Genomic DNA, 15274 nt, shown 5'->3' on the forward strand with positions numbered 1-15274 from the left:
GGACACGGGGATGGAAATGGGGACGGCCTCGCCGATCGCCGCTTACGTGGTGGCGTGTCTCGGCTCCGCTCTCGGTCTCCTGTCCAGTGAGCGCGCACGGAACGCGATCGACGGGTCGCGCGAGTGGTGGCTGGCGGTCGCCGCCGTGTCGATCGGCGGGCTCGGCATCTGGGGCATGCACTTCACCGCGATGCTCGGCACGTGGATGGGCGCGACGGTCGGCTACGACATCCCCATCACGTTGCTGAGCATGATCGTCGCCATCGCCGTCGTGGGCATCGGGCTGTTCCTCGTCCTGCGCCTGGACAACGACGCCCACGACCGCTGGTGGCCGCTCCTCGCGGGCGGTCTCGTCACCGGCATCGGTGTCGCCGCGATGCACTACACCGGCATGCAGGCCATGAGCATCACGCTCGGCCAGGGCGCGCCGATCGTCGTCGACAACTCCGAGGACCTGATCACGTCGCTGATCATCGGCGGCGCCGGGTTCAGCGTCATCATCATCTTCCTGCTCGCCCTCACGACCTCCGACGACGAGCAGCGCGAGGAAGCCGAGCTGCTCGACCGCGTCATGCGGCGGGCCGACCACCGCTGAGGCGCTACCGCAGGTGCACCAGCACCATGCCGTCGTTGCCGGGAGCCAGTTCCACGCGGCGGTAGAGCTTCTTGACGTGCGGCTGCTTCAGCATCGCGAGCACACGGCCGCGGAGCTTGCCGGACCCCTTGCCGGTGATGATCTCGAGCAGAGGCACCTTCTGCCCCGCCGCGCGGAACAGCGCGGCGCGCACCGCCTGGTCGATGTCCTGGTCGTTGCGGAAGACCGGGTGCAGGTCGACGGTCAGCTTGTCCGGCACGACGCCCTCGCCCTCTGGTCGGTCACGGCCGTTCATCCTGCCCGAGCCGGCTGCGCCTCGCGGGAGCGCCGCGGGACCGGCGTGTGCAGCGCCACCGCGACCACCACCAGCGTCAGCAGCGCGAACGCCGGGTAGGTCCACCCGAGCACCGTCAGCCAGCCGGGGCGGCTGACCGTCCAGATCGTCGGCTGCCGGTGGAGCTGGAACGCGATCACGTCCAGGAACATCACCGGGCACCACGCAGCCAGCAGCACGACGCGCGCCCACCGTGCGATCCGCTTGTGCGCCAGCCAGATCAGCAGCGGGGCGACCCACACCCAGTGGTGGTCCCACGAGATCGGCGACAGGAGCAGGCCGAGGAACTGCACGGCCAGCACGCCGATCAACGCGTCACCCGCCCGCACGGCCGACCGCAACGCGAAGAGCGCGATCACCACCGCCAGCACCGCCGCGGCCACCCACGGCCACGACATGCCCACGTCGTGTCCCTCGGTGCGGGACAGGGCGCCGCGCAGCGACTGGTTGTGCGCGGTGGCGATCGGCCCGACCCGGCCGGCGTCGCCGAAGAGCACGAACCAGTACCGCTCGGCCTGGCCGAAGTCCACCAGGAACCCGAGGCCGGCGCTCACCGCGAACGCGGCCACCGACCACACGGCCGCCGCCCACCTCCTGGTCGCGAGGAAGTAGAGACCCGAGATCGCGGGCACGAGCTTCACCCCGGACGCCAGGCCGATGCCGATCCCGGCCACGTGGTCGTCGCGCGCCACCAGCACGGCCAGCACGACCGCCGCCAGCACCAGGTTGATCTGGCCGAACTCGAAGGTGTGGAACACCGGCATCATCCAGAGCAGCACCGCGGTCCACAGCAGTGCCCGCTGCCGCCACCGCCGCGCGTCGTGCGTCCACGCCTCCCCCGCGACGAGCCGCGTCGCCGTGCGCACCAGCCAGTACAGGCACAGCACCGACAGCACGCGGAAGCTCCACTGCGCCGCGCCCCAGAACAGCCACGTCATCGGCAGGAACACCAGCGCGCCGAACGGCGGGTAGGTGAACGGCAACGGGAAGTCCGTCGGGGAGTACGGCGAGACGACCTCGTACAGGTCGCCCGTGAGCACGTGCGGTGCCAGCGACCAGTACACGCGCAGGTCGATCGAGTCTTTGCCGAAGCCCGTGACGAGGACCCACGTGCGCAGCAGCACCGAGAGCACCAGCAGCCACGGCGCCGCGGCGAGCAGCCGCCGTTCCAGTTTCCCCAGGACGTGCAACGTGGTCTGCCTTCTAGATCGTGCGGAGCGGGGTGCGCTCGCGGAGCAGCTTCGGGACGACCGCGAGGGTGAGCAGCGCGAGCGCCGGGTAGACCCAGCCGAGCGCGGCGAGCGGCCACGGTCTCGGGATCTCCCAGATGGACGGCTGCCGGTCGATCAGGAAGGTGATCAGGTCCGAACCGATCGCGACCGCCCACACGTACGCGAGCACGAGGCTGCGGCGGTCGTGGACCAGCCACAGCACCAGCGGCAGGACCCACAGCCAGTGGTGGCTCCAGGAGATCGGCGAGATCAGCAGCCCGAACAGCTGCACGACGACCACGGCGACGAGCGTGTCCGAGGCCTGTACCGCAGCGCGCAACGCCAGCGCCGTCAGCCCGGCGGACACCGCCACCGCGAGGAGCCACGGCCAGGACATCCCCACGTCGTGGCCGAGCGAGCGGGACAACGCGCCGCGCAGCGACTGGTTGATCACCGAGCCCACCGGCCCGACCCGGTCGGCCGCGCCGAGCAGCTCGAACCAGTAGCGCCACGAGTCGGGGGCGGACGCGAGGAACCCGAGGGCGACGGTGACCGCGAAGCCCGCGACCGACCAGGCCGCCGCGGCGAACCTGCGGGTGGCGAGGAAGTACAGCGCGGAGATCGCGGGCGTCAGCTTCAGCCCGGCGCCGACGCCCACGCCCAGTCCCGCCACCGGCTGCCGGGTCGCGACCATCGCCGCGAACACCCCGGCGACGAGGACGAGGTTGACCTGTCCGAAGTCGAGGGTCTTGCGGACGGGTTCGGCCCACAGGAACAGCGCCGTCCACACGAGAGCCCGCCGCGTCCACGTCACGTCGAACGGCTGCTCCAGCCTGGCCGCCACCAGCTTCAGCGCCGTGCGCACCAGCCACCACAGGCAGACCAGGGACAAGGCCAGCCAGACGACGCGCGCCACCGTCCACGGCAACGCCGAGAGCGGCAGGAACACCATCGCCGCGAACGGCGGGTAGGTGAAGGGCAGCGGGAAGTCCGCCGTGAACGGCATGGTGATCGAGTAGAGCTGGTCCGTCAGCAGGTTCGGAGCGAGGCTCCAGTAGACCTTCAGGTCGATCATCTGCCAGTCCGCCGGGTTGCCGAGCGTCCAGGCGTACGCGCAGACCGACAGCACCAGCAGCAGCGGCGCGAACCTCAGCGCCCGCTCCTCAATCACGTGTTCTTCCCCCACGAAGGAGCAACAGCGAGGTCCAACCTACAGGTCTCACTGACTGCTGATGCTCGCGACCAGGTTGATGGTCGTGGCGAGCACGCCCGTGCCGAAGAGGTAGGACAGCAAGGCGTGCTTCAGGGCCGTGCGCCGCATCTCACTGCCGGAGAGGCTGGTGTCGGACACCTGGAACGTCATGCCGATGCTGAACGCGACGTACGCGAAATCGCCGTAGTCAGGCGGTTCGGGCTGGTTGAAGTCGATGCCGCCGTCCGCGCCGTAGTAGTAGAGGCGGGCGTAGCGCAGGGTGAAGATCGTGTGCACGACCGTCCACGACAGCACGACGGACACCACGCCGAGACCGACGCGCAGCAGTTCGGACGCGCTCGTGGTGTGCGCGGCGCGGGCGAGCACGAAGCCGACGGACACCAGGCTCGCGAGGGCGGCGACGATCAGCAGCACCTCGGCGACACGGCGCGTGGGGTCGTTGCGAACGGCGTGCCGCGCGGTCTCCTCGGCGTCCATCGGCCAGACGACCACCCACGCCCGGACGAGGTAGACCAGGGTCGCGACGTCCCAGCCGACCAGCGGGCCGAACTCGGCGTGGCCGGTGGCGGTCACCACGATCCCGCAGACGAGACCGGCGGCGACCGCGACCACCACCAGGGTCCGGTCGAGCACGAACCGGTCGGTCGGCGGGCGGGACGGCAGATCCTCCGGCATGACCGGCGAAGCTACCGCAGCCGCCCGCCGCGGGCCGGTCAGGCGTCGCCACCCCACGGCACGATCACCGCGCGGGCCAGGGTGTGCCCGAGGACGGAGAACGACAGCATGGCCGGAGTGGACTCGGGCCCGACCCCCAGCGGGACGACGGACTCGACGTCGAGCGCGTGCACCGCGATGAAGTACCGGTGCTTCGTCCCGGCGGGAGGCGCGGCGCCCAGGTAACCGGTCACGCGGGCGTCGTTGGCGACGTGGAAGGCGGGGCCCGGCGGGGTCGCGCCCGGCGCCAGTTCGGTGACGTCGGCGGGCACGTCGGCCAGCACCCAGTGCCAGAGACCGGACGGCGTGGGCGCGTCCGGGTCGAACATCGTGACCACGAAGCTCCTGGTCCCGGCCGGGAAACCGGACCACGACAGCTGCGGCGACAGGTCGGCGGCTCCCGGACGGCCGCTCATGGCCGCGTACTGCGCCGCGGGCAACGGGCTGTCCGCGGTCACGTCCGTGCTGGTCAGCTCGAAGCTCGGCACCGGCGGCATCGAGGCGAAGGGATCGTGCACAGTTCTCTCCAACTTTCGACGGTTGTTCGTACTTTTAAAAGTTAGCATCGTTGTCAACTGTCGTATGATCAGCTCGTGTCCTCGACCTCCCCGGCCACCCGCAGCGCCAACGTGCAGGCGCTCATCCGCTCCGACATCCTCGGCGGACGCCTGCGGCCCGGCGAGCGGCTCAAGTTCCCGCAGCTGTCCGAGCGCTACGGCGTGAGCACCGGCGCGGTCCGCGAAGCCCTGCTACGGCTGTCGGCGCTGCGCCTGGTCACGTCGGAGCCGCACCTCGGCTTCCAGGTGAGGACGGTCTCCCAGGAAGGGCTCGCGCTGGTCTGCGACGCGCGGGCCGAGCTGGAGTCGCTGGCACTGCGGCGCGCCATCGCCGACGGCGGCCTGGGCTGGCAGTCGCGACTGATCGCCGCACACCACACGTTCCGGCACACGCCCTACGACCCGGAGGGTCAGGACTGGCTGGACGCGCACACGGAACTGCACCACGTGCTGCTCGCCGGATGTGCGAACCCGCTGCTGCGCGAGGCGGCCGACGCGCTGCGCGACGAGGCGGAGCTGTACCGGCGCTGGGCCCGCCCGGTCCCCGGCGACCCGGACATGCCGGATCCGGAGGGGATGGCCGAGGCGCACCAGGCCCTGGTGACGTCCGCGGTCGAGGGCGACGCCGACGGCGCCGAGGCGAGGTTGCGGGCGATGATCGCGGTCACGGCCCGTCTCCAGGTGGTGCTCGACGACCGCTGAGCCCGTGCGGGAAGAACCCGCACGACAGCGGAGCCGGAACAGGCCTTGGTACGAGCCGTTCTTCACCCCGAAGGCGCCGAACGGCGTTGCGAAAACCATCGACCACGAAAAGAATTCCGTCCACTTCCGTGTCCAGTCCTTTTCGGACGGCCGTTGACCCCGCCGGACGCAGGTAGTTCGATTCGCACGCGAGCCTGTCCGAATTCCGGACGGGTTCGCGTGCGGGCGGCCGGACACGCCTGACACCAGGGCCATCAGGCCCGTGCGACCAGGTCCATCCAGCCCAGAACATCTTTTTATTACATCGAATCCGGATAGGTGGATTGTTCGTGTTGACTACTCTCGATAGGGTCCGCGTATCACTCCGGGCATGACGTGAGGCGGCATTCTTTGATCGGGCAGCGTGGTCGACCGCCCTCGGACGCAGATCTGATCGACGCGGTTCGCGACGGCAAGGTCGAGGCCTACGGCAAGCTGTACGAACGCCACGTGCGATCAGCGAACATCCTCGCGATGCAGCTGTCGACGTCCTCGGCGGACGCGGACGACCTGGTCGCCGACGCGTTCGCCAAGGTCCTCGCCGCGCTGCGCTCCGGCGGCGGGCCAGGAAGCGCTTTCCGGCCGTACCTGCTCACGGCGGTGCGGCACGCGGCCTACGACAAGACGCGCAAGGACAAGCGCCTCGAACTCGCCGGCGACGTCGAGGAGGTGGCCGGCGCCACCAAGGCGACCAGCGTGCCGTTCCGCGACAAGGCGGTCGAGGACCTCGACCAGGCCCTGGCGGCCAGCGCGTTCGCCACGCTCCCCGAGCGGTGGCAGACGGTCCTGTGGCACACCGCGATCGAGGGCCAGTCGCCCGGCGAGATCGCGCCGCTGCTGGGCCTGACGCCCAATGGTGTGTCGGCGATGGCGTTCCGCGCGCGCGAGGGTCTGCGCAAGGCGTTCCTGCAGGCGCACGTGGCCCAGGAGCCGGCGGAACGCTGCCGCGCCACCGTGACGAAGCTCGGTTCGTGGACGCGCGGCGGGCTCAAGGGCCGCGAGGCCGTCCAGCTGGACGCGCACATGGACGACTGCGCCGAGTGCCGCAAGCTGGCAAGTGAGCTGTCGGACGTCAACGCCGCGCTGCGCGGTCTCGTCGCGCCCATCGTGCTGGGCACGGGCACCGCCGGCTACCTCGCCGCGGCCGCCACCGCGACCAAGGGCGTGGCGATCACCCTCAGCGCGAGCTCCTGGCTGGGCGTGGCCGCCTCGGCCGCGGCCGTCGTGGTGGTCGCCGCCTCGGGCGTCGTCACCTCGAACGACTCCGAGGCCACGACCCCCGAGGCGGCCGCGACGCTCACGTCGAGCACCACGGCGGGCACCGCGCAGCAGCCCAACCAGCCGGGCACCACCCAGAACGCGGGCGCTCCCACGGCCGGCACCAACGGTTCCGCCGTGCCGGGAACCCAGACGAACGCGAACGGGAGCACCGACACGGTGGTCACGACGACCACCACCACGGGGTTCGTGCCGGCGAGCAACGCCGACCTGTCGGGCAGCGGGCCGAGCAGCATCGCGATGACCACCGAAGGCCCCGCCAACGAGATGAACATCAGCATCACCAACAACGGCTCCGCCCCCACGACGCTGCCGACGTTGACGCTGACCATGCCCGACAAGATCAAGACGGTCGGTCCGGGCAAGGTGAACGCGGGGTTCGTCGGCTGCCCGGCGGGCAAGGGCACGGTGACCTGCGACGGCGGCGGGCAGACGCTCGCGCCGGGTCAGACGATCACCTACCGGGCGCGGCTGCAGGCAGGACCGAAGGCCGGGGACGGGGTCATCTCCGGTGTCGCGGGCCCGGTGCGCGTGAACATCCCGATCACGATCACCTAGTCCACTTCGGACAGCGGGAACCCCACGAGCGGGTGCAGGCGCTCACCAGGCAGAAGCGGTGCTGATGAACAAGCACTGCCCTGCCGTCGTGTCCCGGCGGCAGGGCAGGATTCCGGTCAGCCGGTGCCCAGCGCGGCGAAGCGGGCGTCGGCCTCCCGCCGGTGCCGCTCCGCCTCGGCAGGATCCGCGACGGCGCGGGCGAGGTGCTTGTGGGCGTTCGCGGCCTCGCGCGGGTCGTCGATGCGTTCCGCCAGCTCCAACGCCTCGCGCAGCGACGCCTCGGCCTCCGCCGGGCGTCCGGCCGCGATGAGCACCTCGCCCAGGTAGTTCAGCACCACCGTTTCCGTGGTCACGTCACCGATCGCGCGCACGGCCGCCAGCGCCGACGTCAACGCCTCCAGCGCCTCGTCGTGCCTGCCCATGGCGTGCAGGATCATGCCGAGCGCGCTCTGCGTGTCCGCCTCGTCGCGACGGCTGCCCAGCTCGCGCATCAGCGCCAGCGCCGACGTGCACGCCCGCAACGCCTCGTCGTAGCGGCCGGCCGCGCTGTAGATGTTGCTGACGTTGCTCATCGCCTGCGACTCGAGGTGCCGGTCGCCGAGCTCACGGGCCACCGTGATCGCCTGTTCGAGCAGCTCGGCGGCCTCGGCGTTGCGGCCGATGCTGCGGTAGACCAGCGACAGGTTGTTCAGCGTGCCCGCCACGCCCTGCAGGTCGCCCAGCTCGCGGAGCATCTCGATCGCGCGCTCGTTGTGGTGGATGGCCTTCGGGTACTGCGCGGTCTGCCAGAACACCATCGCGTAGTTCTTCGTGGTGATCGCGAGCGCGGCCGGGTTGCCCTCCGCTGCCTTCAATGCCAGCTCGTTGATCGTGGCCCAGTCACGCGTGTGTCCGCGCACCATGCAGAAGTACGTCATCGCGCGCGCCAGCTGCCATGTGTGCGTGTGCCACCCACCCTCGAGCGACAACGCCACCGCGGCGACGAGCGTCTGCCGTTCGGTCTCCAGCCATTCCACCGCGTGGTCGTAGTCGCGCAGCACGAGCCGCGACGCCGGGCGGTAGGTGATGTCGACCTCGTACCGGCGGGCCGCGGGCGACAGCAGCCGCGTCGCCTGGTTCGCGGTGTCCAGGAAGTGGTCGAGCAGCCGGGTCAGCGGCTCGCGCGGCGAGTCCACCTGGGACTGCGCGTACTGCCGCAGCAGGTCGTGCATCCGGTACCGGCCGACCGTGGTCGCCTCCAGCAGGTGCACGTCGACGAGGTCCTCGAGCATCCCGTCGCACTCCAGCAGGTCGAGCTCGCCGAGGGCGGCCGCCTGGTCGACGTCGAAGTCCGTGCCGTGGTGCAGTCCCAGCAGGCCGAAGAGCCGCTGGTGTCCCGAGGGGAGCTGACCGAACGACAGCGCGAACACCGCGTCCAGTTCGGATAATCGTCCCTCGCGCAACCGCGTCGCGAGGTGGGCGGTGGTCCACGTCGGACGGCTGCGCAACCGGCCGGCGGCGAGGCGCACGGCCAGCGGCAGCCTGCCGCACAGCTCGACGACCTCGCGGGCCGCCTCGTCCGCGCCGCGGTCGTCGCCGACGATCGTGGCGAACAGCTGCAGCGCCTCCGCCTCGGACAGCACGTCCAACGTGAGCGTCGACGTGCCCTCCAGCTCGACCAGCCGCGTCCGCGACGTGACCAGTACCAGCGACCCGGGCACGCCCGGCAGCAGCGGCCGCACCTGGTCGGCGCTCGCCGCGTTGTCCAGCACGACGAGCAGCCGTCGTCGCGACAGCTCCGCACGCCACATGGCAGCGCGTTCGTCGAGACCGTCCGGGATGTCGTCCAGGCCGAGCGCGCGCAGCAGCACGTCCAACGCGTCCGTCGGTTCGACGGGCGCACGTCCTGCCGTGTGCGCGTGCAGGTCGATGAACAACTGACCGTCCGGGAACTCCAGCCGGTGCGCGAGGTGCACGGCCAGCGTCGTCTTGCCGACGCCGGGCATGCCGTCGATCGCGGAGATCACCACGGCCGACTGCCCGGTGACCGCTCTGGTCAGCCTGGCGATCTCCGCGGCACGTCCGGTGAAGTCCGCGACGTCGCGCGGCAACGTGTTGAGCGCCGGGCGGGGTTCGTCGCCTCGCAGCAGCCGCTCGTGCAGCTCCCGCAACTCGGGGCCGGGATCGGTGCCCAGCTCCTCCGCCAGCAGGACCCGCACGTCCTCGAACGTCTGCAACGCCTCCGCCGGGCGGCCCGCCCTGTGCAGCGCGTGCATGAGCTGCAGCCAGAGCTGTTCCCGCAACGGGAACTGCGCGGTCAGCCGCCGCAGCTCGGCGATCAGCCGTTCTCCCCGGCCCAGCTCGATCGCGAGGCGCGCGTGCTGCTCGGCGACGGTGAGCCGCCGTTCCTGCAGCAGCGTCAGCTCGGCGGCCAGCCGCGCGCCGACCGTGAGGCCGTCGAGTGCCGGGCCGCGCCACAACGCCAGCGCTTCCCCGTACTTCTCGACCGCCGCGAGGTGGTCACCCTGCTTCAACGCCTCGTCCGCGGCCGCGCACAGCTGCTCGAAGACGCCGGCGTCGATGTCCTCCGGCGGCACCTTCAGCCGGTAGCCGCCGGGCACCGTCACCAGGTCGTCCTGCACGAGCTTGCGCAGGGCGGCCACGTACGTGCGGATGTTCGATTCCGGTGCGGCGGGCGGGGACTCCCACACCGCTTCACTCAAGTGTTCAAAACTGACCGTCTCGTTGGCGTGCAGTGCCAACGCTGCCAGCAGTGCCCTTTGCCGGGGCCCGCCCAGCCGCAGTTCCACGCCCCCACGCCAGATCTGCAGCGGCCCAAGAAGCCGATAGCGCACTGACCCTCCTCGGGGGGCATGGTGCCAGAACTCGCGGCGCCTGTGCGCGATTTGTGCAAGCGATCTTCGAAACTTGCCTCACACCGCCGTGAAGAGGGAGAACCGAGATGGACCGCGACCGGCACCCGGTGTGGGTGAGCAGATCATGGACGGGCCAGGCAGCCTAGGATGACCGCATGACCGAGACGGCGAAACGACGTCCCGGCCCGCGGATCGAGGAAGTCGCGCGGGTCGCGGGAGTGTCCAAGTCGACCGTCTCGCGCGTGATCAACGACGAGCAGTACGTCAGCGCCAAGGCCCGCGAGGCCGTGCACGCCGCGATAGCCCAGCTGGGCTACTCCCCCAACCAGGCCGCGCGGGCCCTCGCCGGCAACCGCGCCAACGCGATCGCCCTCGTGGTCTCGGAACCGACGGGCCGCGTCCTCTCCGACCCGTTCTTCGCCGGCGTCCTGCGGGGCGTCCACTCGGAACTCGCCGGGCGCCACACGCAGCTGCTGCTCATGATGAGCCAGCCCTCCGACACCGAGGACCTGGTCACGTACCTGAGCAGCGGCCACGTCGACGGCGCGCTGCTCGTGAGCCTGCACGGCGAAGACCCGCTGGTGCCCATGCTGGCCGAGATCGGCCTGCCCGTGGTCTCCGGCGGGCGCCCGCTGGGCAAGACCGTGCCGTTCGTCGACGCGGACAACTTCAGCGGCGCGCTCGAGGCCGCGCGCCACCTGGTCTCGTTGGGGCGCAAGCGCATCGCCACCGTGGCGGGCCCGAAGGACATGGCCGTCGGCGCGGACAGGCTGAGCGGCTTCAAGCGCGGCCTGAGCGAGGGCAAGGTCGCCACCGACCTGGTGGCCCACGGCGACTTCACGCCCGAGAGCGGCGCACGGGCGATGGAACGCCTGCTGCGCAAGGCACCCGACCTCGACGCGGTGTTCGTCGCCGCGGACATCATGGCGCTGGGCGCGCTCCAGGTCCTGCACGCCCAGGGCAAGCGCGTGCCGGAGGACGTCGCCGTGGTCGGCTTCGACGACTCGGTGTTCGCCGCGACCGCGACGCCGCCGCTCACGACGATCCGGCAGGACGTCGAGGAGCTCGGCCGCACCATGACGTGGCGGCTGCTGGCCGAGCTCGCGGGCGAGGCGGGGCTGCCCCCGTCGCTGCTGCTGCCGACGTCGCTGGTCAAGCGGTCGAGCGCCTGACCGGCTGGTCGGTGCTGCGGAAGACCTCTCTCAGGCGGGGATTCCATCGGAACCCTCTGTAACGCCCTGGGTAATCCCTTGATGGTCTGGCCGTACCCGTCCAGGCGAGGGAGTTGCGCACAGTCGCTCGCCAGGTACGCCGTCCCGACCGGCGTGGCGAGGCAGGTCGCCGTGCACCTGACGTGGTGCGCGATCGCCGCCGGGCAGTACCGGGGTCACCGCGGCATCGAGGTGCGCCTCGACGGGCAGCGCGTCGGTGAGCTGACCTTCCCGGTGTCGCAACGGTATGCGCCGGTGCTGATGCAGGTGGAGTCCGGTGGCGGGTCGACGGGGTGCGAGGCCCTGGTCCAGCGCGGGGCCGACGGGGTGCTGCAGGTCGTGCTGCGGATGCCTCGCGAGGTCCCCCGTGGCGCCGTGGTGCCGGTGTCGAGCTCACCGTCGTGGGTGGCGCCCGTGGCGATCAGCGCGGCGAGCGTGTTCGCGTTCCTGATCGCGGTCACCGTCGCCGGTGCCGTGCTGAACGGTGGCACGCCCGCGGTCGACAAGGCAGCGGCCCTCACGACCACGGCCGCGTCCACGACCGTCTCAGCGCCGACGAGCACCACGACGTCGACCACGACTTCCACCACCACGACTTCCACCACCACGACAACGACCACCACGACGACCGTTGCGCCCCCTGCGGTTCCGCAGCCCAGCCCCCAGCCGCAGCCCGCACCTCAGCCGGCCTGCCACGCGAGCTACAGCCCGTGCGTGCCGATCGCGTCCGACGTCGACTGCGCCGGCGGCAGCGGGAACGGGCCCGCCTACGTGACGGGCCAGGTCCGCGTGATCGGTCCCGACGTCTACAAGTTGGACAGCGACGGGGACGGCATCGGCTGCGAGGACTAACGCCCGCGCTCGTACGGCGTCTTCTCGCCCGCCTCGACGCCGAACGGCAGGTGGTTGCCCGCGGGCGGCAGCGGGCAGGTGGCGAAGTCGGTGAAGGCGCACGGCAGGTTCGTCGCGCGGTTGAAGTCGAGCACCACCTTGCCGTCGACCGGGGTCGCCGCGAGCGATCGGTTCGCCGCGTACGTGGTGACGCCGCTGGTCTCGTCGGTGAAGAGGATGCTGAGCTCGCCGTTGCGCCCGTTGAACGCCGTCAGCGTGTGCTCGGTGCCGTTGTGGTTGAACCGCACACGGCCCGGTGCCTCGTACACATGGCTAAGACCTTCCACGACCGCACCGACGGTCGTGGGCACAGGCTCGTCGAACGGTTCGTAGACGCCTTCCAGCACCCACTCCTCCCGCGGTTCGTACGACGGCACGCCCTGGAAGTTCCCCAGCACCTCGGCTTTCGGGTCGTGCACCCGGATCAGGTACCCGCCGCGCCGGGCGATCTCGATCTCGACGTCGCCGGCGGCGACACGCGTGCCAGGACCGCTCTGCACGAGCTCGAACCGCTGCGGTTCTCCGCCGTCCTCCTGCCAGTACGCCGCGTCGTCGTCCTGCCACCACTTGCCCGGCAGGCCGTCATAGGCGCGGGGAGTCGTCTCCAGCCAATCGAGCGACACCAGCGCCAGCCACCCGTACGGGTCGGCCAGCGCCTTCTCCCGGTCGGTCTTCCAGGTCTGCCAGTCCTCCGCGAATCCGCTCATGGTCATGCCAACGACGGATCCGGGCTACCGCTTCCCCGTTCCACTGACTGGGACACGAGGGCGTCGTCGAGCTCGGACCTCGCGTGCCAGGAGGTCCACACGCACCTCCGGCCGTCGGCCCGGTGACGGTGCTCGGGGAAGACGTCGTGCCGCGTCCAACGGGTTGCCGCACGACGCCTTCCCGCCCTGCTGGTCGCGCGTCCTGGTGTCGAACCAGGCACCCCGGGCTCATGAGGCCTGGGTGATCTCCGGATCCCGCGCGGTGGGGTGACCGACCGGACTCGCACCGGCTTCGACCAGGACCACGACCTGGCGCCTCGACTGCTTCGGCTTCGGTCACAGCTGCCCGTCGAGGACTCGAACCTCGATCTCCGCGTCCAGAGCGCGGCGTCCGTGCCGATTGGACCAACGGGCATCAAAAAAGCCGCCTCGTCGCGACGGCGACGGGACGGCTCCCCGGGACATGAGGTCAGCTCATGCCGAGGAGCACCAGTCCTGCTGATGGCGCATGTGGTGCTGCATCACGACTGGCTCCCTCCGGTTCGGTGAGATCACTCTGACGGATGACGGCACGCGTCCGCAACGCATTATCCGGCCTGCAAAAGTTTGCAGATTTGCGCGATGCACTCCACTGAACCTCAAGCCGACTTGCGGAAAACTTTTGCAACGTCTTTCCTGGTTCGCTGACACACCCCACCGGAAGGCATGGACATGTCCCAGGAGTGGTGGCGACACGCCGTCATCTACCAGGTCTACGTGCGCAGCTTCGCCGACTCCGACGGCGACGGTGTCGGTGACCTGCCCGGCATCCGCTCGCGCCTGCCCCACCTCCGCGACCTGGGCGTCGACGCGGTCTGGATCACGCCGTTCTACGCCTCGCCGATGGCCGATGGCGGCTACGACGTGGCCGACTACCGCGCGGTCGACCCGCGGTTCGGCGACCTCGACGACGTGCGCGCGCTGGTCGACGACGCGCACGCGCTCGGCATCCGCGTGATCGTCGACATCGTGCCCAACCACAGCTCCGACCAGCACGCGTGGTTCCAGGAGGCGCTGGCCGGGCGCAACCGCGAGCGCTACATCTTCCGCGAGGGCGTCGGCGACCAGCCGCCGAACGACTGGGAGTCGGTGTTCGGCGGGCCGGCGTGGACGCGGGTGGCCGACGGGTCCTGGTACCTGCACCTGTTCGCGCCGGAGCAGCCGGACCTCGACTGGGAGCTGCCGGAGGTGCGCGCGGAGTTCCGCGACGTGCTGCGGTTCTGGCTGGACCTCGGCGTCGACGGGTTCCGGGTGGACGTGGCGCACGGGATGGTCAAGGCGCCGGGCCTGCCGGACATCGGGCACGCGGACCAGCTCAAGCTGCTGGGCACCGAGCCGTTGCCGTTCTTCGACCAGGACGGCGTGCACGAGATCCACCGCGAGTGGCGCACGGTCGTCGACTCCTACCCCGGCGAACGCGTGCTGGTGGCCGAGGCGTGGACGCCGTCGGCCGAGCGGACGGCGATGTACCTGCGCCCCGACGAGATGCACCAGGCGTTCAACTTCCACTACCTGACCGCGTCCTGGGACTTCGAGTCGTTGCGATCGGTCATCGACTCGTCTCTCGCGGCTGTCGCACCCGTCAACGCGCCCACCACGTGGGTGCTGTCGAACCACGACGTGCAACGGCACGTGACGCGCTACGGCGGCGGCGAGACGGGCGTACGCCGTGCGCGCGCCGCACTGGCGTTGATGCTGGCGCTGCCGGGTTCGGTGTACCCGCGCTAACACCTGAATCTGGGACTGATCCCGTAACAGCAGCTTCTCGACCGCCCGTACGGCCTCGTCAGGGCGCACGGGACACACCCCAGCCTTTCTCTGGCAGCCGGTACCGCGGGGGTGCCCGTGACTGACGGAATCGTCCCGCCCCACAGGTTCGGCGACGCCACGACCGACCCATCCGCCGCAGAGCCCGGCGACGTGCTGGCGACGGGCCTCTCCAGGACGCCTGGGGCGGCACGTGCACCACGCACACTGGACCTGAGGCGGACCGAGACTCCCCGGCTCGGCGCCATGCCTGCCGGGCAACGGACGAGCCGGCAGCGGCGGCGCTACGCGGTGGCGCTGCTCGACTCCGACGGCAGACTCACCGACCAACAGCTCTTCTCGCAGTTGGGGTGGACTCCGGGCACCCGCGTCACCGTCGGCGTGGGCGACGGTCACGAAATCGTCGTGCGCCGCGACGAGCAGGGTGACTCCGTGCTGACCTCCCGCAACATGGTGCTCGTGCCTGCGTCTTTGCGGCGCTGGTGCGGCTACGGCGCGGGGACCCCGGTGCTGGTGGTGGCCGTACCTTCGATGTCCGCTGTCGTGCTGCACACTCTGGAGACGCTCGACCAGGCGCTGCCTGATCCTCGAAGGATCGTGGAG

The 15274-nt window shown here is 70.7% G+C and carries 13 protein-coding genes, 1 tRNA gene and 1 pseudogene; 7 read left to right on the top strand and 8 right to left on the bottom strand.

Features of this window, described 5'->3' with window-relative positions:
* Nucleotides 1-10: 10 nt before the first annotated feature.
* The gene (locus tag VM306_RS31195; protein ID WP_325521343.1) at nt 11-595 is read left to right on the top strand and encodes an MHYT domain-containing protein; all 585 of its coding nucleotides are present in this window, start codon (nt 11-13) and stop codon (nt 593-595) included.
* Between the two features lie 4 nt (nt 596-599).
* Here the strand turns inward: VM306_RS31195 and VM306_RS31200 are convergent, their stop codons facing one another.
* Genes VM306_RS31200 through VM306_RS31220 form a run of 5 tightly spaced genes read right to left on the bottom strand, consistent with a single transcriptional unit; the run spans nt 600 to nt 4585 of the window.
* Nucleotides 600-890: a Smr/MutS family protein gene (locus VM306_RS31200; protein ID WP_325521344.1), complete on the bottom strand. Its 291-nt coding sequence runs from the start codon at nt 888-890 to the stop codon at nt 600-602.
* Nucleotides 887-2119 carry a glycosyltransferase 87 family protein gene (locus VM306_RS31205; RefSeq protein ID WP_325521345.1) on the bottom strand — a complete coding sequence of 411 codons (1233 nt, stop codon included), beginning with the start codon at nt 2117-2119 and terminating at the stop codon, nt 887-889. The genes VM306_RS31200 and VM306_RS31205 overlap by 4 nt, the downstream gene beginning before the upstream one ends.
* 13 nt (nt 2120-2132) lie before the next feature.
* Nucleotides 2133-3311 carry a glycosyltransferase 87 family protein gene (locus VM306_RS31210; protein ID WP_325521346.1) on the bottom strand — a complete coding sequence of 393 codons (1179 nt, stop codon included), beginning with the start codon at nt 3309-3311 and terminating at the stop codon, nt 2133-2135.
* Between the two features lie 48 nt (nt 3312-3359).
* On the bottom strand, nt 3360-4028 hold the full coding sequence (locus VM306_RS31215; protein ID WP_325521347.1) for a DUF1345 domain-containing protein: 669 nt from the start codon (nt 4026-4028) through the stop codon (nt 3360-3362).
* A gap of 38 nt (nt 4029-4066) precedes the next feature.
* Entirely contained in the window at nt 4067-4585 is a 519-nt protein-coding gene (locus VM306_RS31220) for a YbhB/YbcL family Raf kinase inhibitor-like protein (protein WP_325521348.1), read from the bottom strand.
* A 75-nt stretch (nt 4586-4660) separates the two neighbouring features.
* Between VM306_RS31220 and VM306_RS31225 the strand changes: the two genes are divergently transcribed.
* Nucleotides 4661-5326, top strand: coding sequence for a GntR family transcriptional regulator (locus VM306_RS31225; RefSeq protein ID WP_325521349.1), 666 nt, complete (start codon nt 4661-4663; stop codon nt 5324-5326).
* Between the two features lie 390 nt (nt 5327-5716).
* A complete protein-coding gene (locus VM306_RS31230; RefSeq protein WP_325521350.1) occupies nt 5717-7201 on the top strand; it encodes a sigma-70 family RNA polymerase sigma factor in 1485 nt (494 codons plus the stop codon).
* 116 nt (nt 7202-7317) lie between these two features.
* On the opposite strand, the gene VM306_RS31235 is transcribed toward VM306_RS31230, so the two are convergent.
* A complete protein-coding gene (locus VM306_RS31235; RefSeq protein WP_325521351.1) occupies nt 7318-10035 on the bottom strand; it encodes an AfsR/SARP family transcriptional regulator in 2718 nt (905 codons plus the stop codon).
* Between the two features lie 176 nt (nt 10036-10211).
* Between VM306_RS31235 and VM306_RS31240 the strand changes: the two genes are divergently transcribed.
* Together VM306_RS31240 and VM306_RS31245 are read left to right on the top strand one after the other, a co-directional pair.
* Complete coding sequence (locus VM306_RS31240) at nt 10212-11228, top strand: LacI family DNA-binding transcriptional regulator (protein ID WP_325521352.1); 1017 nt, start codon at nt 10212-10214, stop codon at nt 11226-11228.
* Nucleotides 11229-11399: 171 nt separating this feature from the next.
* Nucleotides 11400-12119, top strand: coding sequence for a hypothetical protein (locus tag VM306_RS31245; RefSeq protein ID WP_325521353.1), 720 nt, complete (start codon nt 11400-11402; stop codon nt 12117-12119).
* Here the strand turns inward: VM306_RS31245 and VM306_RS31250 are convergent.
* A complete protein-coding gene (locus VM306_RS31250; RefSeq protein WP_325521356.1) occupies nt 12116-12865 on the bottom strand; it encodes a DUF1684 domain-containing protein in 750 nt (249 codons plus the stop codon). The genes VM306_RS31245 and VM306_RS31250 overlap by 4 nt on opposite strands.
* A gap of 342 nt (nt 12866-13207) precedes the next feature.
* Nucleotides 13208-13280, bottom strand: a tRNA-Gln gene (locus VM306_RS31255).
* 296 nt (nt 13281-13576) lie between these two features.
* On the opposite strand from VM306_RS31255, the pseudogene VM306_RS31260 reads away from it, so the two are divergent.
* Nucleotides 13577-14623, top strand: a pseudogene (locus VM306_RS31260) (alpha-amylase family glycosyl hydrolase); the annotation flags it as partial.
* A gap of 126 nt (nt 14624-14749) precedes the next feature.
* Nucleotides 14750-15274: hypothetical protein (locus tag VM306_RS31265; protein ID WP_325521354.1), on the top strand; the 525-nt coding region annotated here is incomplete at its 3' end.

Source organism: Lentzea sp. (assembly GCF_035525475.1).
Lineage (GTDB): Bacteria > Actinomycetota > Actinomycetes > Mycobacteriales > Pseudonocardiaceae > Lentzea.

Bases quoted from the DNA above. Each gene is read 5' to 3' on its own strand.
- VM306_RS31195 (WP_325521343.1), top strand. From the start codon at position 11: ATGGAAATGGGGACGGCCTCGCCGATCGCCGCTTACGTGGTGGCGTGT.
- VM306_RS31200 (WP_325521344.1), bottom strand. From the start codon at position 890: ATGAACGGCCGTGACCGACCAGAGGGCGAGGGCGTCGTGCCGGACAAG.
- VM306_RS31215 (WP_325521347.1), bottom strand. From the start codon at position 4,028: ATGCCGGAGGATCTGCCGTCCCGCCCGCCGACCGACCGGTTCGTGCTC.
- VM306_RS31240 (WP_325521352.1), top strand. From the start codon at position 10,212: ATGACCGAGACGGCGAAACGACGTCCCGGCCCGCGGATCGAGGAAGTC.
- VM306_RS31250 (WP_325521356.1), bottom strand. From the start codon at position 12,865: ATGAGCGGATTCGCGGAGGACTGGCAGACCTGGAAGACCGACCGGGAG.